Origin of the sequence: Dyadobacter tibetensis Y620-1 (assembly GCF_000566685.1) — a bacterium.
GTDB classification, from domain to species: Bacteria; Bacteroidota; Bacteroidia; order Cytophagales; family Spirosomataceae; genus Dyadobacter; species Dyadobacter tibetensis.
The window spans coordinates 723,567-749,544 of the sequence record NZ_AZQN01000002.1; the positions used below are offsets into that span (position 1 = coordinate 723,567).

The following is a 25,978-nucleotide window of genomic DNA, read 5'->3' on the forward strand; positions in this document are numbered from 1 at the left end:
TTAAAATGTGATTTTGGCGCCAATATTAAAGGCTCGTGCAAGAGGGTACTTCCCATAGTCAACCCCTGGAGTAAGGTTCGCACCATCATTATAATCCACTTCAGGATTGTAGCCTAGATATTTTGTGAGCGTAAAGGCGTTGTCAATACTTCCATAAATACGCAAGTTGCTAACGGCTCCATTGGTCAAGACGTTAATTTTTGGCATATTATACCCCAACGTTAAGTTGGTACAGCGCAGGAAAGATCCATCTTGCAGATAGAAAGTAGACAGTCTGGTACTATTGCTTTGCGTTCCTCCTCGGGATGCCCTATAAACCTGTCCATTTCCTGGCTCAGCTTCGGACCTATATCGGTTCACCACCTTTTGGTATTGATTTCCGGAACCCTCCATATTGAAGAGGTAGTAATCCTGACCGTCCAGTACCTTATTGCCATACGACCCATTGAAGGCAGACGTAAAATCAAAGTTTCTATACCGGGCTGATAGACCAAAGCCATAGGTAAATTTGGCGTGGGGAGATCCAATAACCGTTTTATCATTGTCATTGACAACCCCATCTCCGTTTAAATCCTCAAAATACAAGTCACCTGGCTGTAAGGGGTTGCTGGAAGCTGTCGACCGGGCAGGGCCTTTCAGTACATAACCTGAGGGAAACGACTGGGTAGCAGCGTCATAATTGGCATTGTCTATTGCCAGATTTTCCATATCAGATGCACGAACCATACCTTTTACTTTAAAGCCATAGAACATCCCGATTGGTTGTCCCTCCTGGGTAATATGCGTTTTATATGAACGCTCTGCTCCATTGGCAATAATGGTACTAGCCCCACCCATATCCAAAACCTTATTCCGGTTTATAGAAATATTTCCGTTAACATTCAGATTGAAATCAGCCTGAGCAATTACGCGGGCGTCTATCTGCAAATCCAGTCCTTTATTTTCCACTTTAGAATTTCGAAGATTCGTCAAAATATTCGATGCTCCAGAGATAGCCGAAATGGGTTGATCGAAAAGCAGGTTATAAGAACGACTGATGTAATAATTTGCAATGACAGATAAGCGATCATTCAACAGCCCTAAATCGGCGCCAAAATTAAATTGTGAAGTAGACTCCCAACCCAAACTCCTGTCTTTAATGCCCTCTGCCCACATAGCGGTATTGACATTTCCATTGCCAAAAACAGCACCACCAGGTGAAGCCATGGTTTGAAGGAAACGATAGTTTCCTATATTATTATTTCCACTTAGCCCCCAGCTAGCACGCAATTTAAGTGAAGAAGACTCTCCTAGCAGATTACCATAAAAATTTTCATTAGATATATTCCATCCGGCTGATACCGAGGGAAAATTTCCCCAGCGGTTGTTGGGACCAAAACGGGATGACCCATCTGTACGGAAGGATGCCGTAATAAAATACCGGCTATCGTATTGATACATAACCCTAGCCAGGTAAGACAATAAACTCCAGTTTACCTTCCCCGTTCCCGAGTTAAGACTAAAATTGGCAGCGTCGGCACCTTTGGCAGTTATTTCCTCTATATTATCGTTTTGAAAACCTCTGGCAGTCACTGAAATAACATCCAGGGAATTACGCTGGGCGGTATAACCGGCCAATGCCGACAACGTATTTTTCCCGAACTGCTTATTATAATTCAGGGTAAATTCTGCCAGCTGGTCTATCTGGCTTCTCGTTTGGGCTATTGCGTTGGCTGCCGCTATTGCCTGGGGAGACCCTGGAGGGTTCGCTCCATTTGAGAGGCTAGTTGGACGATAAAATTCGTATTTCTCCTGATAGGTTTGTAAACCGATATTCGCCTTGAATTGTAGCTCAGGAAGAATATCGTAGGTAGCAAATCCATTATATGTTCCCCTAAGCCCATTCCGATGGATATGAGTTTCGGTGGCGAGAGCTACGGGATTTTCTATTGACTGGTAGCCAAAGTTTGAACTGAGCGCAGCAGCTTCATTCTTGGCTAAGCTGCCATCTTCATTATAAGCTTTGAAGATAGGCATATATATAAGGGCTCCAAGGATAGGGCCCTGATGGAAACGACCTTCCTGAACTTCTTTGTTCTGGTTGGAGGTAAAAGCGAGGTTGGCCCCTACCTTTATTCTCTCATTGACCTTACCATCGACATTGGCCCGGAAATTATAACGCTCCTGTCCTGTACCTTTGATGATACCTTCTTGATTGAGATACCCTCCACTAATGGCATAACGGATACCATCTTTACCTCCGCTAAAGGACAGATTATGCCTTTGAACAATTGCATTCCTATAAAGCTCATCCTGCCAATCCGTGTCGTATTGGGGAGTAATCATTTTTTGGTTCGCAAAGTCATATAAATCTGTAGGTATACTTACCGAACTCGCCGAACCTACATTTTTGATTCGCGTAGCATTGTCATCGGCAAACATACCATCATTCCAAGCCTTTCCTGCGTTTACCATCAAGTCTCTGTAGGAATTATTCCGCGCATCGATCATAAGTTGAGTGAACTCAGCTGCATTTAGCAGATCTACTTTATGAGCAAGCTGATGTACTCCGAATTGATAGTCGTATTCTAATGTTCCCTTGCCTTCTTTCCCACGCTTGGTGGTAATGAGCACGACCCCACCTGCGGCCCTTGAACCATAAATTGCCGCTGATGCAGCATCTTTTAATATATCAATAGATTCTATATCGTTGGGATTGATAAACAAATCATTTCCGGCTGGATACCCGTCCACAACATAGAGCGGATCGGAACTGGCGTTTACCGAACCAACGCCCCTTACCCGAATCTTAGTACCTACATAAGGGGCACCACTTACCTGCGAAATCTGTACCCCAGCTACCTTACCTACCAATGCCTGGCCTAAGGTAGGTGTGGTTAGGTTCAGCTCCTTCGCTTTCACACTGGATACGGCACCTGTCAAATCGCTTTTGCGCATGGTCTGATAGCCCACCGCTACGACTTCGTTAAGCATCATAGCATCGGGCACCAACTGTATTTGTAAGTCTTCCTGTTTGCCTATTACTAATTCCTGAGAAATATAGCCCACAAAAGAAAATACCAAGGTAGATCCCTCCGGGGCATCTATGATAAAATTTCCTTCTACATCCGTAACAGAACCGATAGCCGTTCCTTTTTTCAATACTGTAACTCCGAGTAGAGCAGCTCCATTCTCATCGATAACCCGACCCTTAATTTGCCTGGCAAATTCCCCAGTGGCATACTTCTGCGAAATCTTGCTCCGCCCTACCAAAACATGGGCCTCGGTGTGGCTTTGTGGAGCAAACACCAAAAGACCTGCCATAGACAGCTGAACAATAGGCACTAGTAGTTTTTTCATAATCCCCTACTCCCTCAATTAAAATAATACAATTAAATAATACATTCAAAACAATACAGATAAGATTCATTATCCACCTATATATCCTGCAAATGTATTTCCACTGTATTATCTTAAAGCAAAGCGAAGATTAACTAAATATGAAGTTTCATGCCTTTTGTACAATTTCACAACCTGTCGCAATACCCTTTCTAATTTCGGTCAGCTATAAATATTCCGATCGGGTTTATACTCCATTGCATCAAAACGGAACTATAATTCACACTAATAACCACTTGCGCCGCTCTAGTTCGTTCCGTTAAGGATCTAAAGGCTCATCATCATCTATATGAAGCGACTCCTTCATAGGGTAGAATTCAATATCAGTAGCCGAAAGCCGTTTCCCCAATCGAAAAGGCAAATATGACAGATCACTTTGGCATCTTTTGGCAAAGATCTCCGATTCTATATAACGGCTCTGCCCCTCAGTTGTAGTTATTAATGCAGCTTTCTCAAATGGAAATCCATAGCGGAAGATCAAGCGGGCCGTATTTCTGATATTGGTTGTCGTATGTCGGGCGTGAGGATCCATAATAATAGCCTCTTCCGGCACTTGCATCACATCGATCAAATATTTTTTCATTTCCAACGCTTCGCTATATTTGGTTTTAAAAGGATGTACCCTACCACCGGAAACCACAATAAATGGGGCTTTCTTTTGAAAATACCGGAGTGCCCCCAACCGGCAGCGAAGCATACTTACAGGACTGAGTGCCAAATTAGGATCGGAAGGTCCAGAACCAGGAATAAGCACAACGGAATAAGGAAAACTCCCCCAGTGTACCGCTCGTCCCTTTTTAATGGCAGCCTGGTTAACCCCTTGCTCCAATGGCTCGAAATCTATGGCTTCAAATCGATTATTCAGCGCTAAAAATCCTAAGGCAAATTTTAAAGGAATGGTCGTAAATAGTTGATTGTTTCCTTCTGCATGAATTACATAGGCCAGATCGGCAACTAAAGTCTGATGCGTAGCCGAACCTGGAGTGAAATAAGCGGAGTCGATAGCTGGATAATTAGCTTTCCGCCCCATGCCATATACTGATATAGCATGATTTACGGCTCGGGCATCCTGTTCCCAGGCCTTTCGAAGCATAAGTTGGGGAGCATTATCCTGATAAGAATAATACATCCCAGAAGGTATCAGATGGTCTCTCACTAATTTTTGGATGGTAAGCTCATGACCATACAATTCCTCCAGCCTTTCCCCAACACGCTGTATAGTCTCTTCTGAAAAAAACATGGCATTGGAGTAAGAAGCTAAGCTTCGGCCGCCATGCGAGACGGCTGAATCCAACTGTGAAAAATTATTTTTCGTTACCTCATTTAAAACCTCATCCTTCTCGAGAATAGATCTCGCTGGTCTAATGGCATCCAAAAGCGTCAGCAGATAATAGTTTTTGGTCATCAACAGATCTCCCGAATGTATCTGTTCATAAGAGGGTAATGGCTTATTTCTTTGGGCGACAGATGTCTTGGAAAAAGGTATAAGGAATAAAATAATGAAAAAATAACGCATGGTTACGAGTCTGAATTTGTATAGACAAATAAACCAAAATTATTTTTGAACCGTAGGTTAAATACATGAAGCAAATATGAATTTTGTATTATCCCATTTAAACGGTTGGGAGGTCTCTCCTAAAAACGACCACTTTCCTGTTAACAATTTACTTCATCAAACTCACTATATTACCATATCATTCATCAAACCCCCATCTCCTATGTACCAAAAAGCCTTATTATTACTAGCAGCATTTGGTTTAAATGCCTACACACCCTACCTTCTTGACAGTCGGCCGGATGCCTTACCCATTTGCCATAGCACACCTCATGAAATGGCCGGCATGGCCGCAGATCCCGCCTTTCAGCGCCTTCACCAAACACCTCCGACTTACCAGTACCAAGGGCAGGGGGAAACCGTCACTTTTCAGACACCCGATGGCAAAATGGGTTCAGGGTTTTTATTAAAGTCAGAAAAGAAGTCGGACAAATGGTTGTTTGTATACCAGGAATGGTGGGGCCTTAACGATCATATAAAGCGAGAAGCCGAAAAGCTTTATAAAGACCTGAAAAATGTCAACGTAATCGCCTTGGATATGTATGACGGAAAAGTGGGAACCACCAGGGAAGAAGCCGGAAAGCTGATGCAATCAACCCCCAAAGAGCGACTTGAAGCCATTATGCAGGGAGCCTTTGACTATGCAGGCCCCAAAGCCCAGGTTGCGAGTATTGGATGGTGTTTTGGAGGAATGTTGTCCTTACAGACTGCCTTAATTGGAAAGGAACAAATGGTTGGTTGCGTAATGTATTATGGTAGACCAGAACAGGATATAGAAAAGTTAAAAACCTTACCTGTAGATGTTCTAGGGATTTTTGGAAGTCAGGACCAGGGGATAAGCCCAGAAGTCGTAGCGCAGTTTAAGAAAAATATGAAGGCGGCCGACAAGAAACTAACAGTAAAAATGTTCGATGCCGTTCATGGCTTTGCTAACCCCAGTAATCCTAAGTATGATGCAGCTGCTACAGCCGAGGCTTATCAACTATCTATTTCCTATTTAAAGGACAAACTTAAAGCCTAATTTTTCCTGTCAAAAAGGGGCATACCCCTTTTTGACAGGAAAATAATCTTAAACTGGGATGTAATTAATCCTCCTTTTTTCCGGATTTAAAATGCACAAATAACGCACCTCCGACCAGAACCAATAATAATATAGAACTAACCAGATCGATCTTACGCCCAACTGTGACAGATACAGGCTCAAAACGGAATCTGACTGTATGTTTTCCGGCTGGTATGCGTAATGCCCTAAGCACATAATTCGCCCGAATCATTTTGGCGGGCTGATCATCGATACTGACTTGCCATTCATCTCTAACATTATAATAGATCTCGGGGAAAATGGCCAATCCTTGGGCCGAGGATTGAGTTTCATATACCAGTTCATTAGGCTTATAGGTAATCAGACTGACTTTGGCCGTAGAGTCTGGCTGTAGGTTCAGGCCCTGCAAATCCTGAGCAAACCGTTGATCAATGACTGCTTCCTGCCGGGGCATGAGCGAATCTAAAGCCGCCATTTCGGCATCCGCATTCGCAACGATTTTATATCGCTCGACAAACCATCCATGTCCATACGCATCCGGATTAAGCTGGGCCACCTTATTCCCCTGCTGATCTACCGAAATAATATATTTGGCATTTAACATGTTCAAGATGCCGGGATTAGGATTCGATTTGGCAATCTGCCTCTCGAAAAGCTCCTGATACCTGCGCATCTTGGCTCCATGATATCCGCCTAGGGACTTATGAAAATACGATGCCGCTGCGCTCTGAAAGGGAGAGGTGGAAAGATCGAGTACCTTAAAATTCGGATCGGTATCTTGTAAAATACGTGTATCGGCAGCAGAGGGATTCATTGCTTCTTCAGCAGCAAATTTGCTGATGAAGTCTTCATTATTAAGGTAGCGCTTATCGATACCAAACATATCTATAATCATCAGCAGGAGCAGCACAGTGTAAGCCATCACTGGCTTAACTTTCTCTCTTACCCACATCCATACCAGTCCTGCTGCAAGCAATATAAAGATCAAACTACGGAAGGCATCTTTTTTCATCATCCCAATTCGATCTTGCACAATGGCATTTACCAATTGTTGTGCAAAACCCTTGTCTTGGGTACTTTGCTCGAAGGAGGCTAACACTTGAGCATCATTAGGAGATTGGAAATCAAAAAACAAGGTTGGAATCAGGGCAAACAGCAAGCACAAACCACCAGAAACACCTAATGAAATGACAAAAGCTTTTTGGAATTTGGACCGGTCGATCTCTTTCCGGGCTACTTTAATAAGAGCCAACATAGCCATTACAACCATGAGAAGTTGAACCAGAGCGAGCACCATGGTGATGGCCCGGAATTTATTAAACATGGGAAAGTAATCGAAGAATAGATAATTAATACCCGAAAAGTTTTTCCCTAAGGCCCAGATCAGGTATAGAATAATCATACCCAATGCCCAATATTTAATAGGCTGTCGAACGATTAGCAGTCCCAGTATGCAAAGAAAAAATACCAGCGCACCCGCATAGATTGGGCCCCCAACGATGGGCTGAGCACCCCAGTAGAGTGGCAGGCTCTGAACAACATTGAGAGAGGTACCCGCATCTACCCCCCGACTCGTAAGGGTCTTATAGGTCTGGGAGTCGGCATCCAACGAACCTTGTGAAGAACCACCATAGGCATTGGGTACCAATAGAGTAAACAACTCACCCCAGCCATAACTATAGGAGAAAGCGTATTCCTTATCCAGCCCGGTTTGTTTGGGCGTAGTTTGTGCGCCATTAGAAACACTCAGCTCTGGTTTTCCACGAATAGTTTCCTTGGTGTAGTCATAGGCACTCCATAATCGGGTGGTGTGGGCGCCTACCGATAATAATGCCGCCATTATGAGTCCTGACCAGATCAACATAATTTTATGGCCATTACCCTCCTTTAACATACGATAACTCTCAATGAGCACCAATACCACGATGCTGATCCCCAGATAATAAGTAATTTGGACGTGGTTGGCATAAAGTTCCAGGGACAAAAATACAGCAGTAAGTGCGGCTCCCGCTAACCAATTCTTACGAAACGCCAGCAAAACCCCAGCCAAGACACCTGGAGCGTAGAAAATGGCAATCACCTTGGATACATGCCCTGCCTCTAAGGATACTAAATTGAAAGAAGCGAAGGCAAATGCGATGGCACCTATCGCAGAAAGCCATATATTTGCACCCAGTACCAGAAATAATATATAAGCACTTCCCAATCCGATCAACAAATAGTTGGCTGGAGCCGGCAACAACTTATTGATGGCCTGTCCTAATTTGGTAGGCAAACTGGTTGGGTAGTCGGTTCCAATCAAAAAAGCGGGCATTCCCCCGAACATGCTATTAGTCCATGCGGACCATTCGCCCGTTTGTTCGTGATATTTCATCACTTCACGAGAAGCGGCCTTGGCCTGAACATCATCATACTGATTTAGTTTTTTCCCTTGCAGTACGGGTGACACATAGGATAATGAAAGGATTATGAAACCAATGATTGCTATTAAATGGGGCCAGAGTCGATGCCAGGACATATTATTTTTCATGTTTTAGGTGTTAAAAAGGGTAACCAAAGGTTATTATTGTGGTATGCTATGTACAGATTTGGTAAAATTGCAGATTAATGGGCACAAAAATACGGCTAATGAACGTAACCTTTCAATATTAAATTTTCATTAACCATCGCAAATATAGAAGTAATGATATATGTTTGAACTGTTAAAATGACATCCTCTTTTGGTAATTTTCTAATAGTTTTAAAAAAATGGTTAAAGTTTATATCAAAATACCAGATAAATTTGCGGAAATTGTGCTTTTAGGTTCCGAATAAGACGAAAGAGAATATTTAGAAGTAACCCAAAATATAAATGAAAAGAATTGGAGTTTTTACCTCAGGTGGTGATGCCCCTGGAATGAACGCTTGTATTCGCGCCGTTGTCAGAGGTGCAGTATACCATGGCGTTGAGGTGTATGGTATACGCCGTGGCTACAACGGGATGATTACTGGCGATGTGTATAAGATGGAGTCCCACTCGGTTAGTAATATCGTTCAACGCGGAGGCACTATCCTGAAGTCGGCACGCTCAATGGAGTTCTTAACTAAGGAAGGGCGCCAGAAAGCCTACGACAAACTGATGGAGCTAGGCATAGAAGGCCTGGTGGCTATAGGCGGAAATGGTACATTTACGGGTGCGCAATTATTTTGCTCCGAATTTGGTATTCCAGCAGTGGGTGCTCCGGGCACCATCGATAACGATCTGTATGGCACCGATTATACCATAGGTTTCGACACAGCAGTCAACACGGCCTTAGATGCCATCGATAGAATTCGCGACACAGCAAGCTCGCATGATCGTATTTTCTTTATAGAAGTAATGGGGCGCGATTCTGGCTATATAGCGGTTCAGTCGGGTATTGCAGGTGGAGCAGAATTGGTAATGGTACCGGAAGTGTTAACTCCTATCTCAGAAGTGGTTGAAACCCTGCGTCAAGGCTGGAGCCGTTCCAAATCCTCATCGATAATCATTGTAGCCGAAGGAGACGAGGCAGGCGGTGCAGTAGAAGTGGCAGCTCGTATCAAAGAAGAAGTAGACGAAGATGCCGACATCAGAGTAACCACCCTTGGACATACCCAACGTGGAGGTCCTCCATCAGCATACGATCGCATCCTTGCAAGTCGCCTGGGTCTAGGTGCAGTTGAAGGACTTATTGCAGGTCAGCGCAATGTTATGGCGGGTATTATTAATAATGAACTGGTTTATACTCCGTTCGAAGACTGTATTCGCTTACCCAAACCTATCAACGAGGATTTGATGCGTATGGTGAAGATATTAAGTGTTTAAAAAGAAGAATCTCTAAGGTGGTCAAAGATAGCTCCCAAAGTGAATTTTATTTACTATATGGGCAAAGCTTCTTTTGATCACTAGCGGAAAGGGTTAACAATACCCCATGAGACGGTAGATGAGATAACCTATCCACTCGTGCCAAATCACGCTGAAATCTCCCGCAGCAGAGGCCTCAGGAATCAGGCTTTCTTTCAAAGTGAAGTTTACATTTCCTCCGTAATGCCCCGCTGGAAAAACGGCGACCTCTATACCTACCTTGTTGAAACATGCTTTTGCTCTCCTCATATGAAAGGCTGAAGTAACTAATATATATGAATCATCTGGAAATTTTTCATCCAAAATCTTCTTGGTAAACAAGGCGTTCTCTCTGGTATTTCTGGCCTGTTCTTCTAGAATAATATCGTCCGGTGCAACTCCCCAGTCGATAAGCCAACGCATCACCTGCTGCCCCTCCCCCTTTCCACGCACTAGAAGCCAGTCGGCATTGGTGCCTGTGATGACAATCTTCTTAATTTTTTTAAGCTTATACAACTGAAAAATCTGCATGAAGCGGTCGGCCTGACGGCCCATACCTAGCTGACCAGCAGAATGCTGGGCATAATTTACAAGTCCTCCCGTCAGCAGGACCCCCACCATGGACGGGCCATTAATTTCGTTGATTTCCTGCCCTTCTATCTCCCAGCTTTGAAAAGCCCAATTAACGATCCTAAGATTGGACATCCCTATAAAAATGAGGATCCCAGATATTATCAGCACCTTTTTTCTCGTTTTGTTGGAAGTGCATAACGCCCAAAAGAAGCAAATCAATCCGATCACGAAAGGCATTAATATAAAGTCGATCGATTTTGAGAGAAAGTAAAACATATATATATCCTGATTTATTATTTGGCTTTATCTCTTAATTTTGTCATTTACTACGAAAAAATCGGGAGCTATTCCCAATTTAAATACCTATTCAAAGATGAACAAACATTTCTCATTTCTTTTCCTATTCCTGATCGGTACATGGGCTACTTTGTACACACCAGCCCTTGCTCAAGACTACCAAATCGATGCAGAAATATCCGGAATGGCTGACTCTACTTTTATACTGGGGCATTATAGCCGAAGTAATACACAATTTATCCCGAAAGATACGGCAAAGGCAGATGCTCGAGGAAAGGTCTCATTTATTGGAGAGAAAAACCTCCCAGGGGGTTTATATGTCATTTTATTTCCGGGCAATAGTAAATGGATAGAGCTTGTATACTCAGGGAAGGAGACTAATATTCAGATCCGTACAGACACCTCCGATATTGTTGGAAAAATGGTGATTAAAAATTCACCTGAAAATGAAGCTTTCTACAGCTACCAGCGAAGACTGTTGGCAGACTCAAAAGTAGTAAAGCAGTTAACGGAGCAAAAATCCCCTGAGCTTGCTAGTAAACAAAAAAGCATCCAAACCTCGTTCAAGGCTTTCAGAGATACTTTTCTACAAAATAACAATGCTTTGTTCACTTCCAAATTGTTAAAGATGGCCGCGGACCCAGAAATTCCTGCAGCCCCTCTCCTACCCAACGGAAGTCCCGACTCTTTATGGACGTTTAATTATTACAGAAACCATTTTTGGGACCACTTCGACTTCTCCGATGGCCGGATACTCAACACCCCGTTTTTAGAGCCAAAACTAAATACCTACCTGCATAATTTGTTGGTTCAGGTACCCGATTCCATTATACCAGCTGCCGATCGTCTGATCGAAAAAACAAAAGGAAATACAGACATCAGGAATTATGTAATCTATTATATCACCAACCAGTACGAAACGCCAAGAACAGTTGGTACAGAAGGGGTATGGGTCCATATGGCCAAGAAATATTATTTAGGAGGTGACATTCCTATAAGTGAAGACACTCGTAAACGCATTGTCTCCAAGGTTCAGTCAATGGAAAAGTTGCTTGTCAATAAAACCTTCCCTGCTTTGGAATTAACAAACCCAGCGGGCCAGAAGGTTTCGGCTCAGGAATTGAAAGGCAATTATGCCGTTTTATTCTTTTATTCACCCACCTGTGGTCACTGCAAGGAAGCGGCTCCAAAACTTAAGGAGTTTTATGAGGCCCATAAAGATAGGGGCGTGCAAGTATTGGCCATAGCCACCGACCGTAATGAAAAGGAGTGGAAAGATTATATTAGCACCTATCATTTAAGCGACATTCGGCATGGTATTGACACCAAAAACAGTATTGATTTTTACAGAGACTTCGATGTAGTATCGACTCCCTCCATTTATATCCTCGATAAGAATCAAAAAATCATAGCCCGGAAGATGCCGGTAGAACAGCTGAGCAGCTTTTTGGAATACTATGAAAATAAAGTAGCGAAGAAGTAAAACATAGAAAAAACATAAAAGCCCGGAGATGAAATCACTTCCGGGCTTTTATATTGACTCTCTATTGTTTTAAAAAAAGAGGGCTTTATAAAGTCTCTTTCAGCCATCCAAAAAACTCCCGCTGCCAAACCATAGCATTCTGGGCACTGAGCACCCAGTGATTTTCCTCTGGAAGGTATAACAGTTTACTTTTAATACCTTGTAGCTGCGCCGCCTGAAAAGCTTGCAAACCCTGCTCAATAGGGACGCGATAATCTCTGCCCCCCTGAATAATAAATATGGGTGTCTTCCATTGATCTACAAAATTGCTAGGAGACTGGCTAAATGATCGTTGAGCTACGGCATTTTTCTTATCCCAATAGGGCCCTCCCTTTTCCCAATTCTCAAAAAACATTTCGTCAGTAGTCCCATACATACTCCTAAAATCGAATACCCCGTCGTGAGAAATAAAGGTTTTGAACCGATCACCATGAATGGCCTGGAGGGCAAATACTGAAAAACCTCCAAAACTAGCCCCTACACAGCCCATACGATTTTTATCTACATAAGGTGCTTTAGCAACCGTATCGATAGCGGACAGATAGTCGCGGATCACCTGTCCTCCCCAATCCTTACTTACGGCTTCGTTCCACTTGGTGCCGTGGCCTGGCATACCCCGCCGATTGGGAGCCACCACGATATATCCTTGAGAAGCCATCAATTGAAAGTTCCACCGAAAAGAATAGAATTGAGTCAGCGCCGACTGCGGCCCTCCCTGACAGTACAATAAGGTGGGATATTTTTTATTGGGGTCAAAATCCGGAGGAAATATCACCCATACCAGCATTTTCTGTCCATCTGTGGTGGTTACCCACTGTCTCTCCGTCTTTACCAGATCAATACTATTATAAAATGTATCGTTTACATGCGTCAATTGTTCCAAAGAACCTGTCGTTAGGCTTAGCTTATACAATTCTGACGCATGATTCATATCGCTTCGGGAAACGATCAGCCGCTCACCTACCTGGCCTACAATACCATTGATATCAAAGTCTCCCTGGGTTAGTTGTTTGATATTGGCAGCATTTGCTTGTGTGGAAACCTGAAATAACTGAACCGTACCATTGATAGGAGCCGTAAAGTAAATCATTGTCCCCTCTTCACTCCAGGCAAATTCCTGTACATGTAGCTCGTCACGGGAGGCAGTAAGGTTCCTGGCACCACCCTTATCCATGACCACCAGATCCTGCTTATCGGCTTCATAGCCATCCCGTTTCATCTGGAGCCAGGCCAGATCGCCTTTTTGATTGAATGCGGGCGCTATATCATATCCTTTATTAGATTCTGTAAGATTTTTGGTCAGTTTAGTCGCCAAATCATATTCATATAGGTCCGTATTCGTACTAATGGTATATTCGGTGCCATATTTTTTCTTGGTGACATAAATAATTCGCTTACTATCCGGGCTCCAGATAAAATCCTCATTACCCCCGAAAGGCTTCTGCGGACAGTCAAAGGGCTCTCCCTTCATGATATCAATATATTCGCCAGCTACCCCATTGGTATATGGTGCCACCATTACATGGTCATATTTACCGTCTTCCCAAGTATCCCAGTGCCGATAGTTGAGTGCCTCATATACATAGGCATCAGACTTGGGCAGGTCTGGATATAAGTCAGCACCAATCATCTTTCGCTCCTGCACCGGGCGACTATCAAATATAAAATGGCCATTAGGAGAGAGCCGATCATTGACCAGATATGGGGCCGTATCTGATACCTCTTCCGCCTCCCCACCTGCAAGGGGAACTTTAAACAGCTTCCTGGTACTTTTATTTTCTTTGATATCAGGAGTACTTACCGCATACAAAACATATTGCTGATCTTTAGAAATTCCTAATGGGGAGACCCGGCCCAGGGACCACAGTTTTTCGGCAGTCAACCTTTTTTGGGCCCTTAGATCGACCAGTAGAAACTGAAAGAGAATTAAGGTTATTAAAGTACGTTGTTTCATGTTTGTTTTTGAAAAATGTTGCTACAGCAATATGCACAAAATTCCCCACAAACGATAATGATCAGGCTCCGAATGGCAGTCGTTCTCAAGGTTTTTAAAGGTGTTAGGCATATATTTTTATATCTTTATGATTAACCAACTTTACGCATTCGATATGAACATTTATTGTAATTCTATATTTGAGCAACCGCTTATTGACAAGTTAAAAAAAGACATCCCCGAGAGCCATACCATTCAATTTAGAGGAAGTGATGAGGCGAGCAATAGAGCCTGTTTTGAGCATGCGGACATTGTTCTCGGAAACCCACCCATAGAATGGTTCAGCGGGAAAGAAAACAAATTGATATACTGGCAGCTAGATTCTGCCGGATTCGACCAATATAAGGGTTTACAACTGGATCCCGACACGAAAGTGGCCAATATGGGGGCCTGGTTTGGACGTCCCTGTTCAGAAACAATAGTGGGCGGGATTCTTTCATTATACCGGGGCTTACATCGCCTTACCAAACTTCAGCAGGAATCAGAATGGGTAGGACATGCTATCCGGAAGGACCTCAGGTTATTATATAATGAAGAAGTGGTTATATTAGGAGCAGGTACCATAGGCACCGTCATTAAAAATATATTAACGGGCTTTGGTTGCCACATACATCTGTTTGCCCGCACCTCACCCGAGGCCAATCTCCGCTCAAAAGAGGAATTATTGGCCAAATTACCTCATATCGATCTGGTCATTAATACACTTCCAGGCACAGCCATCCATTTTGCCGATCATCACTTTTTCAAGTCCATGAAGGCCGGAAGCGTCTATGCCAACGTAGGTCGTGGCAGCACAACCGATGAAACTGCCCTGATAGAGGCCCTTCTTAGTGGACATCTCGACGGAGCGGTGCTCGACGTAACCGAGCAAGAACCTCTTCCATCCGATCATCCACTCTGGAAAATGCCTCAGGTAATCCTGACTCAACACACAGGGGGTGGACATAAAAATGAGCACGTAGGTAAAGTAGATTTGTTCCTAACTAACATTTATGCACTAAATACAGGCTGTGACATTATGGACCGTATAGATATATCCCGGGGATATTAAATTAACACGCTAATTACTAATACTTTAGAAAGAGTATTAATTAGAGCTACCCAAGTTAAACTATTTCCCCCGATCCTTAATCCCTGTCCTATATGAAGCAGTTTTAAAAAAAATATATACCAATTCAAAAAAAATGTTAGTTGAATCAAACGAAACACTTGCACGCATTCAAGCCCAATACCATCAGGTTTTCGATCGAACATCTTCCACTGTAGCCGAAAGGAGTTTCCGGTCGCCGGGAAGAATCAATTTAATTGGAGAACATACGGATTACAATCAGGGCTATGTACTTCCTGCCAGTGTAGACAAGGCCGTATATTTCGTAATTGCACCACGGGAAGACGATCAGATTATATTAAGGGCCACCGATCTAGATGAAAGTTATACCACGACTTTGGATGATCTGAGCAAACCCTCCCAAACATGGGCATTTTACCAATTGAGTATTTTAGAACAAATTCAAAAGAAGGGACTGAAGATAAAAGGTTTTCAGGCTGCTTTTGGGGGAGATGTACCATTGGGTGCAGGACTATCATCCTCTGCCGCACTGGAATGTGCATTACTATTCGCCCTCAACGAAATATTTGAGTTGGGTTTAGACCGGCTGGAAATTGTAAAAATGGCTCAGAAAGCCGAAAATGAATATGTGGGTGTTCAATGCGGGATCATGGACCAGTTCGCTTCTACCTTTGGAAAAGAAGAGTCAGTAATACGCCTCGACTGCCGATCACTGGATTATGAGTATTTCCCTTTTCCTATGGATGATTACCAACTTGTGCTCTGCGACACACAGGTAAAGCATTCATTGGCAGACTCGGCCTATAACACCCGCAGGCAAGAATGCGAAATGGCAGTAGCATTATTGCAGGCCTCTCACCCGCATATCCAAAGCTTAAGGGATGCTACACCAGCCCTCGTCTTAGCAAATAAAGAAATCTTGGGAAGCCCGGTATATCAGCGATCCAAGTACATTACTGAAGAGATAGAAAGGGTAAATGAGGGTTGCAAAGATCTGGCAGCAGGAAATTTGCAAGCCTTCGGAGAAAAAATGTATCAAACCCATTATGGCCTTCAAAATGAATACGAGGTAAGTTGTCCAGAACTAGACTTCCTTGTAGCAGCCACTTTAGAAATGCCTGAAGTGCTCGGAGCAAGGATGATGGGAGGAGGATTTGGTGGTTGTACCATCAATTTAGTAAAAGCTTCAGAACTCGATTCCTTTGAGAGCAAGATTAGAAAAGCTTATCAAGAGTCTTTCAATACTGAGTTACCTTGTTATCGGGTACGCATCATGGACGGCTCTAGCGAAGTTGTTGAAATCAACCACTAACACCCTGAACGCTCTAATAATGAATTTATCCCAAACCCTGATCTTAGGACTTATGGCCTTGTCTGCCTTAAGTTGTGGAAACAAAAAAGAAGACAGTATCATGAAAAGCACCATTTCGAAGGAAGAATTCGGCATGACCGCCGACGGTCAAACGGCTGACCTTTATACCCTCACCAATGGCAATGGTATGGTAGTGAATATCACCAATTATGGTGGAATTATTACCAAGTTAACGGCTCCGGACCGAACGGGGCAGTGGGCTGATGTGGTCCTGGGCTTCGACTCCCTGCAACCCTATTTGAATGGCCACCCTTACTTTGGGGCTTTAGTAGGGCGGTATGGTAATCGCATCCGCAAGGGGCAGTTTCAACTAGATGGCAAGACCTATCAACTTCCAATCAACAATGGTCCTAATGCGCTCCATGGTGGATTAAAGGGGTTTGATAAAGTATTATGGAAAACAGAAGAAGTGCGAAATGATTCTATTGTTGGCCTTCGAATGACCTATACCAGCCAGGATGGTGAAGAAGGATATCCAGGTACCCTGACCGTTCAGGTCGATTACCGTTTGAATAATCAGAACGCACTATCTATAGAATATACGGCTACAACTGATAAGCCAACGATTGTAAACCTCACCAATCACTCTTATTTTAATCTGACCGGAATGCAAGAGGACATTTTGGGCCATCAGGTCTGTATAGATGCCGACAGTATAGTCCCGGTGGATGCTACATTGATTCCCACAGGGCAGTTGATGGCTGTAGAAGGGACACCTTTCGACTTCAGGCAACCAACGGCTGTTTCGAAAGGTATTGACAAAACCGACAACCAGCAAATCAGTTACGGAGGGGGTTATGACCATTGCTGGGTCATTAACCGATCGGGAGAAGGACTTCAGCGTATTGCCACCGTTACAGAGCCCAAGAGCGGGCGCATTATGGAGGTATACTCTACGGAGCCAGGTGTACAATTCTACACCGGCAATTTCCTGGACGGCTCCCTTCAGGGTAAAGGGGCTACATACGGAAAACGTTTTGCCCTCTGTTTGGAAACCCAACATTTCCCCGATTCACCCAATCATCCAAATTTCCCCAGTACCGTGTTAAGACCCGGCCAAACTTATCACAGTATCACGCAATACTCTTTCTCAGCCCAATAAGCGCTAACGCCCGACCTGTTAAAGGATCGGGCGTTTTTTTGAAACTTTCCAGGCAATAGCAATACTGGAATTTAAAAATTTTAAAAAGTATCTTTACGACTCAACAAACCGATGACCCGTAGAAATGCTCAGCAAAACAGTAAAGATCAGCCATGTTACCAATTTGTCCGACGCCCGGTACTGTGCCGGCATGGGTGTAGAAATGCTTGGTTTCAATATTGACGAAAATTCGGCTCAGTATATTTCCCCTAAGACATTTGAAGAAATCAGCTCTTGGATTTCTGGTGTAAAACTAGTGGCAGAAACGTCATTGGACGATGCAGAGGCCATTCTGGCACAGCTGAGTCAATATCCGGTAGGAGCCTTGGAAATAGAACACCCAGCCCTGATCCATACCCTCGCAGCAAAATCCAACCTACCGCTTCTGTTAAGGATTCCGGTCGACCTATATGGGCCCGAGGATTTGGAATCAATAGTTGCACGGTATGGAGACTTGGTTACTCATTTTTTACTGGTCAGCGATCAGGACGTCGCTCTAAATGACACCTGGATGAGTACATTACAGCGCCTAACCCATGAGTTCAATGTAATGATCGGATTTGGGCTGGATAACGAATATTCAGTAGCTGCTCTCACCGAGTTACTGCCCCAGATTGGCATTGCGCTAAGAGGCAGTGAAGAAATAAGGCCAGGCTATAAAGATTTCGGAAGTATGATGGATATTCTGGAAGCCTTAGAAGAAGAGTAGGTAATCTACTAAGAAGCATAAACCACCGTGGCTGCATTGAAGCACTTTTAAATGGGTTATGCACCATTTAACAAGCAGATAAGCCAATCATAATTATCCACTAGCACGTAACTGGTATAACATACTACCTTTGAATACAAACTTAATGTAATCCCTATTATGGAAAGGAAATTATATAGAATACCCGAAGAGAAAGTTGTTGGAGGCGTTGCAGCAGGTCTGGCACAGTATATGCAGATAGATGTGGTGATCATAAGGGTAATTATGGTGATTATGCTAATACTTCCCATCCCGCCCAGTTTTGGATGGACAGGCTTTATTTATCTCATCCTCTGGGCCGCCCTCCCTACCGGGCCTGCCCTTTCTCGTAACAATTCGATCACAGAAACGGACGATATGGGCACAACTTCTGACCCTGTTATCGATAAAAAGAGAACTGATCAAACCATCATGGTTTTGGGTGGAGCGCTCGTATTTTTTGGCGTTATCATGCTGGTAGACGACTTTCCTATTTGGTATCAGTTTAAGCAATATTTCTGGCCCATCCTTCTGATATCGGTTGGGGCCTATCTGATTCTCCGGCAAAGAGATCAGGAACAAGAACAAAGCCATACCAATACAACTACCCCACCATCGCCTCCATCTCCAACAACTCCCCCATCAGATCCCCGCTGGGACGATGCCAGAGACAGGCTATCAACTCCAGATGATGAGCCTAAAAACGACAAGAAAGACGACGATGACGATGTTATCAGGGTTAATTAAGCAGCAGAGACCATCAACAAAACAGATCATATTATGCAAGCAAAAAATCTAATTAGGGGTATCATCCTGATTTTGGTAGGCTGTTTTTTTCTTATCGAAGAACATACAAATCTTCATATTGGCAAGTACTTCTGGCCTTTTATTCTTATCTGTACGGGGACCATGCTCTTGATGAGAAATTTTCTAAAATCGGATCGTTCACAAGACTAAAAACATACTATCAATGAGATCGAGCAAAAATATGGTTATTGGGGGTATGCTACTCCTGTTGGGTGTAGCCTGGCTATTGCGAAACCTGGGATGGCTTGACCTTGATTGGGGATATATACTCCCTTATTGGCCTATACTATTAATTCTTGCAGGAATAATCAGCATTTTCAGCCAGGATAATCGGGGTGCTGCCAAAGCCGTAGTTAGCCTATTAATTATATTAGCCATTGTGGGCGGAATTGCCAATCGTAAAAACTGGAAATACTCAGATCGGAGATCTTGGAATCGAAGTTGGAATGGGGATAATATGCCTTTTTTAGACGAGGATGAGCTGGATGAAGAGCGATTGAACAAAGATGAGGAATATAGAAGAGACCGTAGTCTCAGAGAAAATAACCCTAGAAAAGGGTATTTCAGTTACGATATGGAATCGGCTATAAACAAAGCTACACTAAATCTGGAAGGCGGAGCGGGAGCATTTGTGCTAGAGGAATCTACCAATAAACTTTTTGAAGCCCATACCAGCTCGTCAGTAGTTAATTTTCTATCCAACAAAAAGACAAATCTGGAGAATAATAATACCGAGATCAGCTTAAAAATGGAAGAAGGAGAACTTTCTTTTAAAAATGGAAAAGTCTCCAATGAAGCCAAGATCAAACTAAATACCACACCCATATGGAATATTGACATGGGCATTGGTGCAGGAAAGGGTGACTTCGACTTAAGCAAATTCAAAGTCGAATCGGTCAATATAAGTACCGGAGTGGCCAACCTGGACCTTCGTTTGGGGAATTTGCATGATCAGGTTCAGGTAGATGTGGAGGCGGGCGTAGCGTCCATAGAGATTCAAGTCCCCAGAGGAATGGGGTGTGAAGTCACACTCAATGGAGCAATGAATTCGAAATCTTTGAAAGATTTTCAGAAAGTTGACAGTGATATTTTCAGGACAGAAGGGTTTGATCAGACGTCCCAGAAAGTCAGAATCCGTTTCGAAGGGGCCCTCACAAAAGTAAAAGTTAAACGTTACTAGATACCAGATTAGGGTAAGCATAACAAAAAATAGCACCTTTTCGCAAGGGTGCTATTTTTTGTTATGCTCCAACAATTTATTCAGAATTATTTAAATCCTAATTTCTATAACCTAAACACAATAAAAAATTAATTAAACGTTTACCTCATATAGAGGCCATAAAGAATCCCACACGGATAATTCTGGCATCATTTTTAGCCCTAGTAAATCAACAAGAACCAATTGATCTATAAAGATGAAAACGTACCAACTGATTATTCCAGCCGATCGAAATGAGAATAAAGTGATGCAATTGCTGAACGGACTGGTAGACGAGAATATCATTGAATTGCAGCAAATCAATAATTATGCGAAGTCTGCTAATGAAGAGCAAGTAGAAGAAATGATTGAGGAGGCGGCATTAGGGCCCTATTATACCGATAAGGAGGCGCGAAGGATACTAAATATATAAATCCTATTTTTTGCGGATGGATCGAACTGTAATTTCATCCATTTCACTAGTTGTTCCCCAGCCACAGGGTACCGCTCTTTTATTTCCGGTAAAAGAATATTGAAGCCTAACTTGCGTTGTACTGTAGCTTGACTCCATGCTCCCAAGTTTGGCTTCAATAGTTTTGAAGGAGGTTAAAGATGGCGCCAATAATGTGATCGTACTATCCACCCCCTGGATTTCAAAATGCCAGGAACAACCATCGGCTGCAATCGTATTCGAAAATACCGCATCTGCTTCATAAATCTCCTTACCTTCTTCTGACATTGGTTCCTGAGCACAAGCACCCAACACCACTAAACCAAGAATCCATTTCACCGTCGTCATTATCTATTCGATTAAATAAAGTTACATAAATCTTGTCCGCCCATTTCTAAGAAAGACTCAACAAACGGCATTTGGGTTGTAATGGCTAGTCATTTTTTCACCGGTCATTCAGCAGGCGGCCAAACCATTTGCCTGAATCCTTTATATAACGTTTTTGGCTGGCAAAATCTACATATACGATTCCAAAGCGAGCACTATAACCTTCTGCCCATTCAAAATTATCCATAAGTGTCCATATAAAATAGCCCTTGATATTAACGCCATTTCTTTTGGCACGCAGGATGGCGCTAAGGTATTCTTTAAAAAAATTAGTCCGGGCAATATCCTCAACCTGACCATCTTTAAGTTCATCAGCGAAAGCAGCACCATTTTCTGAGACAATTATTTCAGGAAGATTCTTATAAGCTGCAAACTGATTCAAAATATCGTACATTCCATCTGGAGCGATTTCCCATCCCATAGCGGTAACGGGTTTCTGCCGAATAGTGGCGGGTATTTCCTTGAGCCAGAGCACTGGTCTAAGATACGAATGTTGGACCATTACCCGAAAATAATTCTGAAGACCAATGAAGTCGAAGTTGAAAGCCAAGCGATCCTCGTCACCGGGCATAACATATCTTTTAATCTGAGCCAGATATGGAAAAACATCGCTGGGATAGCCCATGCCCAGGGCAGGCTCAATGAATAATCTATTCATAACGGCATCGGCGCGCCTGGCAGCATTGATATCCTTTCGGTCTTGGGAGGCGGGTTCTACGAATGAGCAACTTAAGGCCGTACCAATATAAGCATCAGCAACCGATTGTCTTACAATTCGGCCAGCCTCGGCCTGACATAATGCCAAATGATGCACTACCGGTAAAAAATTAAATAATCCTCTCCGCCCGGGGGCATGTAGGCCGGTGGTATAGCCCAACCCGGCGGTAGCCATCGGTTCATTCATGACAATCCAATTTTTGACCCGATTTCCAAAGGCTTCGGTACAAACAGCAGTGTAATTCGAAAACCAGTCAATAATCTTACGATTTTTCCATCCTCCCTGCTGCTCCAGTGCTAAGGGAAGGTCCCAATGATATAGGGTTAACCAGGGCTCCATATTAAGTTTCTCGCAACAATCGATCACACGATTATAGAAATCAATTCCCTCCTGATTGACAGTTCCCACGCCCGAAGGAAGTATTCGTGACCAGGAGACCGAAAACCTAAAATGCTTAAGTCCCAAACTTTTGGCTATACGAAGGTCTTCTTCATACCGCTGATAGAAATCACAAGCCATATCGGCATTACTTCCGTCTTTTATTTTTCCCTTTTTTCTCACAAAGGGATCCCATATGCTCGGCCCGCGCCCATATTGATCAACCGCCCCCTCGATCTGATAAGCTGAGGTGGCGGTTCCCCATATAAAATCTTCTCCAAAATCGGTTCGACTGAATGGCAAATCTTCGGTACGCATCATTATTTCATCATATGGTTAGAAACCAACTTAAATATTAACCATTCAGATGTCAATACTATTATTTGAATATGTCTGCAATCATTATATCATAGCACAAACTCTATATAAAATTGCTTTGCTACAAAGATCAAATAAGGGCTAAACCTCTCAATCATCGAAATTTGAACTGGCTTTAAGCGTAAAAGTATATTTTACAACTTATATAAAAAAATGGTCGCTTCATCCCCCGGGGGACTGAAGCGACCATAACTAGTCAATTATAAGGAATGGTGAGGACTAACGCAGAACCTGAATACGCTTCACTTCAATAGAACCGTCTTCAGTACGCATCTTGGCCATATAAGATCCCTGAGGCAGACTGCTCAGATCTAGTCGACTCTGAGCATCGGGCCGTCCTGAAAATAACTTCTGACCATAGGTATTAAAGAGCTCTACGGCTACAACAGGCACAGGACCTACGAAGGTTACAATATCGGTAGTAGGATTGGGATATACTGTCACCTTGATGGTTGACTTTGACTCTACGGCTACTTTTCTGCTATAGGCAAAGCTATTATCCTGGTCTATCATTCTCAGTCTATAAAGAATTGATCCATTAAGGGGTTGTAAATCCTTGAAGTCGTAGGTAGCAAGAACATTGCTTTCACGACTGGCATTTACCTGTCCAATCACAGCCCAGTTTTTACCATCTTTACTACGCTGTACTTCAAAATAATCTGAATTGGTCTCAAAAGTAGTGGCCCAATTGAGTTGTACCAGACCTGTTTCTACCCGGGCATCGAAATGCGTTAGAGTGACGGGCAAAGGAGGCCCTGACATCGTCAGACAGACTGCATCAACAATTAATTTGTTTCCACTCGTTGTTCCCTCAATCCGTATATATTCTGTCCCAGAAGGAGCTGTTCCTGTTAAGGTATATTTTTTCAGTCCTTGAGGTGTGGCCTCATACGCTTTATCCAGGTTTACAGTCACTGGTGCTCCTATAGTATTCTGAGAGCTATTCAGGAATACCATGGATATTTTTTGGCTATTTTTACTATCGTACCCTGCCCAGATGTAGAGCTCAATCGTATTGCCTGAGGCTCCATTTACAAATACAGTTTTTTTGATGGTTCCAGCTCCAGACTGTACCCCACTATAATTACCGCAGGCAGCATAACTTGTACTAGCGCTAAAACTACCTCCTGATGAGGTCCATCCGGTGGTGTTACCATTCTCAAACCCTGGCTCGTCTTTTACCAGATTATTCGTACAGTTGGTACATTCTACGGGCTGGGTAATGGTCAAACACATTTTGTCAACTTTGATCCAATCGCCAGTGGTGGCCCCTCCTACCCGAATGTATTTGGCACCAGCAGGAGCCAGGGCCGTTAAATTATACTTTTTGAGGCCTTGAGGATTCGCATCTACATCTTTATCAATATTCACTTTGGTGACGCTTCCTACCTGATTTTTCGAAGCATCCAGAAATTTCACAAAGAAGTTTTGGCCCTTATTTTGGTGATAGGCTCCCCATGCTGAAAGGCTTACGGTACGGCCTCCCATATTATCCACCTGAATGTCCTTATAAAAACTACCTGAACCACCATAAGCAGCACCATAGTTACCACAAACAGCGTATCTGGAATCGGCACCAAACGAGCCTCCTTCCACAGACCATCCACTCGTGTTGCCCGACTCAAAGCTACCTCCGTCTGTCAATAGGTTATTATCGCAATTAACACATTCGCTCGGTGCAGAGATGGTCAGACAAGCCGCATCGACTTTGATATAATCTCCTGTGGAATAGCCTCCTATTACTATATACTTTGCTCCAGAAGGTGCCAGGGCCGAAAGTTTATATTCACTCAAGCCTTTAGGACTGGAATCGTAAATCTTATTGATATCCACACTCACATAATTCCCAATTGGATTATTATTGCTATCGTTGAAACCAAGGAAAAACTTCTGGTTCTTCCGGTTGTGTATGGCACCCCAGATCGCCAGATTAACGGTGCGACCCACTAGGTCATTCATAGGCAAGCGTCTCCAGAAAGATCCCGGACCGTCAAAAACGGCACCATAGGTACCACATACGGCATAGGTCTTGTTTGCGCTAAAACTATCTCCGTCATGATACCAGCCGCTGGTATTGCCCGATTCAAAGCTTCCATCATTTCCTAATAGGTTGCCATCGCAGGTGGTACAGGCACTAGGCTGTGTAATGGTCAGACAAGCCATATCCATTTTAAAATAATTTCCAGAGGAGGTCATTTCTACCTTGACGTACTTGGTCCCCGAGGGCGCCGTCGAACTCATGGTATACTTTTGCAAAGTCGGGGACTGCCCTACTTGATAGTCCATCTCCTTGCTGATATTATGATCCCCATCAATTTCCTTCTCGCTGCTATTCAGGAATGTAAGTTTAATCTTATGAGATTTTGATGCATTATGTGTACCTCCGTAAATACTAAAGTCAACCTTTGCTCCTGCAGGAACTTCTACCAGTTGGTATACTGCCCCAGAGCCATCGATTACTCCATTTTTGCTCCCACAAACATTATAAGCCGTGCTTGTAGAGAAGTCGGTACCACTGGTCTTTTGCCAATCGCTGGTCGATTCAAAGCTCGGGTTCTTTAGTAGATTTCCTGAGCAATTACAGTCATAAGTTGCGGGAGCGGTGGCCATACTTGTGCCTACCACCCAACACATGGCAATCAATTGTACTATTCCTAGAATCCTTCTTGTAGTTTTCATATCATTTGTGTAAGTGTTACTTAGATAATCGTTTAACTTCTTCATACAAATCTAGAAGAGTTGATCGAAAACAAATAGAGCAACGTTACGAATTCTTGCTATGAAAAATAGTTGACCAGTCCTAAAATAAGTAGATTTACGTCGAACTTTGAATGTATTCTATAAAACTCATACTGTTTTTATAGCACGTACACCTAACAACAAATAGAAATACCCATGGTATTCTAGTAGAACAAAATAGATCATCAAAAATAGTTCGATCCGATCCCAAAAATTGAACAAAACCGATACTGCTATACGTCCCATTCTATTTTTTTTTAATATTTTTTACTGTCAGAAGTATTTAAATTCAAAATTTATAGAATTAACTAAAGTAGAGTCATCCATTTTCACACTTGACTTACACAAGACCGACTCGACGACTAAGAATATAGAAATTCCAAGCTCGTCATACTTCCATTGAGAAAAA

19 protein-coding genes are annotated in these 25,978 nt (G+C 43.1%); 11 read left to right on the plus strand and 8 right to left on the minus strand.

Annotation, left to right across the window (positions count from 1 at the left end; genetic code table 11):
* A complete protein-coding gene (locus X939_RS0106650; RefSeq protein ID WP_025762486.1) occupies nucleotides 1-3,339 on the minus strand; it encodes a SusC/RagA family TonB-linked outer membrane protein in 3,339 nt (1,112 codons plus the stop codon).
* Between the two features lie 298 nt (nucleotides 3,340-3,637).
* Entirely contained in the window at nucleotides 3,638-4,894 is a 1,257-nt protein-coding gene (locus X939_RS0106655; RefSeq protein WP_025762487.1) for a YdcF family protein, read from the minus strand.
* A gap of 202 nt (nucleotides 4,895-5,096) precedes the next feature.
* Between X939_RS0106655 and X939_RS0106660 the strand changes: the two genes are divergently transcribed.
* Complete coding sequence (locus tag X939_RS0106660; RefSeq protein WP_044198730.1) at nucleotides 5,097-5,954, plus strand: dienelactone hydrolase family protein; 858 nt, start codon at nucleotides 5,097-5,099, stop codon at nucleotides 5,952-5,954.
* A gap of 64 nt (nucleotides 5,955-6,018) precedes the next feature.
* Here the strand turns inward: X939_RS0106660 and X939_RS0106665 are convergent, their stop codons facing one another.
* The gene (locus X939_RS0106665; RefSeq protein WP_025762489.1) at nucleotides 6,019-8,505 is read right to left on the minus strand and encodes a hypothetical protein; all 2,487 of its coding nucleotides are present in this window, start codon (nucleotides 8,503-8,505) and stop codon (nucleotides 6,019-6,021) included.
* 321 nt (nucleotides 8,506-8,826) lie between these two features.
* Here X939_RS0106665 and pfkA point away from each other — a divergent pair, with 321 nt between their 5' ends.
* Complete coding sequence (pfkA, locus tag X939_RS0106670) at nucleotides 8,827-9,801, plus strand: 6-phosphofructokinase (protein WP_025762490.1); 975 nt, start codon at nucleotides 8,827-8,829, stop codon at nucleotides 9,799-9,801.
* Between the two features lie 93 nt (nucleotides 9,802-9,894).
* Here the strand turns inward: pfkA and X939_RS0106675 are convergent, their stop codons facing one another.
* On the minus strand, nucleotides 9,895-10,524 hold the full coding sequence (locus X939_RS0106675; protein ID WP_052353413.1) for a YdcF family protein: 630 nt from the start codon (nucleotides 10,522-10,524) through the stop codon (nucleotides 9,895-9,897).
* A 241-nt stretch (nucleotides 10,525-10,765) separates the two neighbouring features.
* Here X939_RS0106675 and X939_RS0106680 point away from each other — a divergent pair, with 241 nt between their 5' ends.
* On the plus strand, nucleotides 10,766-12,172 hold the full coding sequence (locus X939_RS0106680; RefSeq protein WP_044198732.1) for a TlpA family protein disulfide reductase: 1,407 nt from the start codon (nucleotides 10,766-10,768) through the stop codon (nucleotides 12,170-12,172).
* A gap of 85 nt (nucleotides 12,173-12,257) precedes the next feature.
* Here X939_RS0106680 and X939_RS0106685 read toward each other — a convergent pair whose 3' ends face one another.
* Complete coding sequence (locus X939_RS0106685) at nucleotides 12,258-14,165, minus strand: S9 family peptidase (RefSeq protein WP_025762493.1); 1,908 nt, start codon at nucleotides 14,163-14,165, stop codon at nucleotides 12,258-12,260.
* Nucleotides 14,166-14,319: 154 nt separating this feature from the next.
* On the opposite strand from X939_RS0106685, the gene X939_RS0106690 reads away from it, so the two are divergent.
* From X939_RS0106690 to X939_RS0106725, 8 genes are all read left to right on the plus strand, one after another.
* Entirely contained in the window at nucleotides 14,320-15,255 is a 936-nt protein-coding gene (locus tag X939_RS0106690; protein ID WP_025762494.1) for a D-2-hydroxyacid dehydrogenase, read from the plus strand.
* A gap of 133 nt (nucleotides 15,256-15,388) precedes the next feature.
* A complete protein-coding gene (gene galK, locus X939_RS0106695; RefSeq protein WP_044198554.1) occupies nucleotides 15,389-16,585 on the plus strand; it encodes a galactokinase in 1,197 nt (398 codons plus the stop codon).
* Nucleotides 16,586-16,604: 19 nt separating this feature from the next.
* Nucleotides 16,605-17,747 (plus strand): aldose epimerase family protein, encoded by a 1,143-nt coding sequence (locus X939_RS0106700; protein WP_025762496.1) that lies wholly within the window; start codon nucleotides 16,605-16,607, stop codon nucleotides 17,745-17,747.
* 124 nt (nucleotides 17,748-17,871) lie between these two features.
* A complete protein-coding gene (locus X939_RS0106705; protein ID WP_025762497.1) occupies nucleotides 17,872-18,495 on the plus strand; it encodes a beta/alpha barrel domain-containing protein in 624 nt (207 codons plus the stop codon).
* Between the two features lie 159 nt (nucleotides 18,496-18,654).
* Nucleotides 18,655-19,260, plus strand: a complete 606-nt coding sequence (locus tag X939_RS22115) for a PspC domain-containing protein (protein ID WP_025762498.1) — start codon at nucleotides 18,655-18,657, stop codon at nucleotides 19,258-19,260.
* A gap of 33 nt (nucleotides 19,261-19,293) precedes the next feature.
* Nucleotides 19,294-19,470, plus strand: a complete 177-nt coding sequence (locus X939_RS23285) for a LiaF transmembrane domain-containing protein (RefSeq protein WP_084299330.1) — start codon at nucleotides 19,294-19,296, stop codon at nucleotides 19,468-19,470.
* A 13-nt stretch (nucleotides 19,471-19,483) separates the two neighbouring features.
* Nucleotides 19,484-20,500, plus strand: coding sequence for a toast rack family protein (locus tag X939_RS0106720; protein ID WP_131694644.1), 1,017 nt, complete (start codon nucleotides 19,484-19,486; stop codon nucleotides 20,498-20,500).
* A gap of 235 nt (nucleotides 20,501-20,735) precedes the next feature.
* Nucleotides 20,736-20,951 (plus strand): hypothetical protein, encoded by a 216-nt coding sequence (locus X939_RS0106725; protein WP_025762500.1) that lies wholly within the window; start codon nucleotides 20,736-20,738, stop codon nucleotides 20,949-20,951.
* Nucleotides 20,952-20,954: 3 nt separating this feature from the next.
* Here X939_RS0106725 and X939_RS0106730 read toward each other — a convergent pair whose 3' ends face one another.
* The 3 genes from X939_RS0106730 to X939_RS22915 all read right to left on the minus strand — a co-directional run bounded on the left by X939_RS0106730 (nucleotide 20,955) and on the right by X939_RS22915 (nucleotide 25,509).
* Nucleotides 20,955-21,317, minus strand: coding sequence for a hypothetical protein (locus tag X939_RS0106730; protein ID WP_025762501.1), 363 nt, complete (start codon nucleotides 21,315-21,317; stop codon nucleotides 20,955-20,957).
* A gap of 97 nt (nucleotides 21,318-21,414) precedes the next feature.
* Nucleotides 21,415-22,773, minus strand: coding sequence for a GH1 family beta-glucosidase (locus tag X939_RS0106735; protein ID WP_044198556.1), 1,359 nt, complete (start codon nucleotides 22,771-22,773; stop codon nucleotides 21,415-21,417).
* 276 nt (nucleotides 22,774-23,049) lie between these two features.
* Nucleotides 23,050-25,509: a T9SS type A sorting domain-containing protein gene (locus X939_RS22915; protein ID WP_198034369.1), complete on the minus strand. Its 2,460-nt coding sequence runs from the start codon at nucleotides 25,507-25,509 to the stop codon at nucleotides 23,050-23,052.
* Nucleotides 25,510-25,978 lie beyond the last annotated feature (469 nt).

What these genes read in the sequence shown, in the direction of transcription:
- X939_RS0106720 (WP_131694644.1), top strand. Translation starts at nt 19,484, where the DNA reads ATGAGATCGAGCAAAAATATGGTTATTGGGGGTATGCTACTCCTGTTG.
- X939_RS0106655 (WP_025762487.1), bottom strand. Translation starts at nt 4,894, where the DNA reads ATGCGTTATTTTTTCATTATTTTATTCCTTATACCTTTTTCCAAGACA.
- X939_RS0106725 (WP_025762500.1), top strand. Translation starts at nt 20,736, where the DNA reads ATGAAAACGTACCAACTGATTATTCCAGCCGATCGAAATGAGAATAAA.
- X939_RS22115 (WP_025762498.1), top strand. Translation starts at nt 18,655, where the DNA reads ATGGAAAGGAAATTATATAGAATACCCGAAGAGAAAGTTGTTGGAGGC.
- pfkA (WP_025762490.1), top strand. Translation starts at nt 8,827, where the DNA reads ATGAAAAGAATTGGAGTTTTTACCTCAGGTGGTGATGCCCCTGGAATG.
- X939_RS0106675 (WP_052353413.1), bottom strand. Translation starts at nt 10,524, where the DNA reads ATGTCCAATCTTAGGATCGTTAATTGGGCTTTTCAAAGCTGGGAGATA.
- galK (WP_044198554.1), top strand. Translation starts at nt 15,389, where the DNA reads ATGTTAGTTGAATCAAACGAAACACTTGCACGCATTCAAGCCCAATAC.
- X939_RS0106665 (WP_025762489.1), bottom strand. Translation starts at nt 8,505, where the DNA reads ATGAAAAATAATATGTCCTGGCATCGACTCTGGCCCCATTTAATAGCA.
- X939_RS0106700 (WP_025762496.1), top strand. Translation starts at nt 16,605, where the DNA reads ATGAATTTATCCCAAACCCTGATCTTAGGACTTATGGCCTTGTCTGCC.
- X939_RS0106705 (WP_025762497.1), top strand. Translation starts at nt 17,872, where the DNA reads ATGCTCAGCAAAACAGTAAAGATCAGCCATGTTACCAATTTGTCCGAC.
- X939_RS22915 (WP_198034369.1), bottom strand. Translation starts at nt 25,509, where the DNA reads ATGAAAACTACAAGAAGGATTCTAGGAATAGTACAATTGATTGCCATG.
- X939_RS0106730 (WP_025762501.1), bottom strand. Translation starts at nt 21,317, where the DNA reads ATGACGACGGTGAAATGGATTCTTGGTTTAGTGGTGTTGGGTGCTTGT.
- X939_RS0106650 (WP_025762486.1), bottom strand. Translation starts at nt 3,339, where the DNA reads ATGAAAAAACTACTAGTGCCTATTGTTCAGCTGTCTATGGCAGGTCTT.
- X939_RS0106660 (WP_044198730.1), top strand. Translation starts at nt 5,097, where the DNA reads ATGTACCAAAAAGCCTTATTATTACTAGCAGCATTTGGTTTAAATGCC.
- X939_RS23285 (WP_084299330.1), top strand. Translation starts at nt 19,294, where the DNA reads ATGCAAGCAAAAAATCTAATTAGGGGTATCATCCTGATTTTGGTAGGC.
- X939_RS0106680 (WP_044198732.1), top strand. Translation starts at nt 10,766, where the DNA reads ATGAACAAACATTTCTCATTTCTTTTCCTATTCCTGATCGGTACATGG.
- X939_RS0106735 (WP_044198556.1), bottom strand. Translation starts at nt 22,773, where the DNA reads ATGATGCGTACCGAAGATTTGCCATTCAGTCGAACCGATTTTGGAGAA.
- X939_RS0106690 (WP_025762494.1), top strand. Translation starts at nt 14,320, where the DNA reads ATGAACATTTATTGTAATTCTATATTTGAGCAACCGCTTATTGACAAG.
- X939_RS0106685 (WP_025762493.1), bottom strand. Translation starts at nt 14,165, where the DNA reads ATGAAACAACGTACTTTAATAACCTTAATTCTCTTTCAGTTTCTACTG.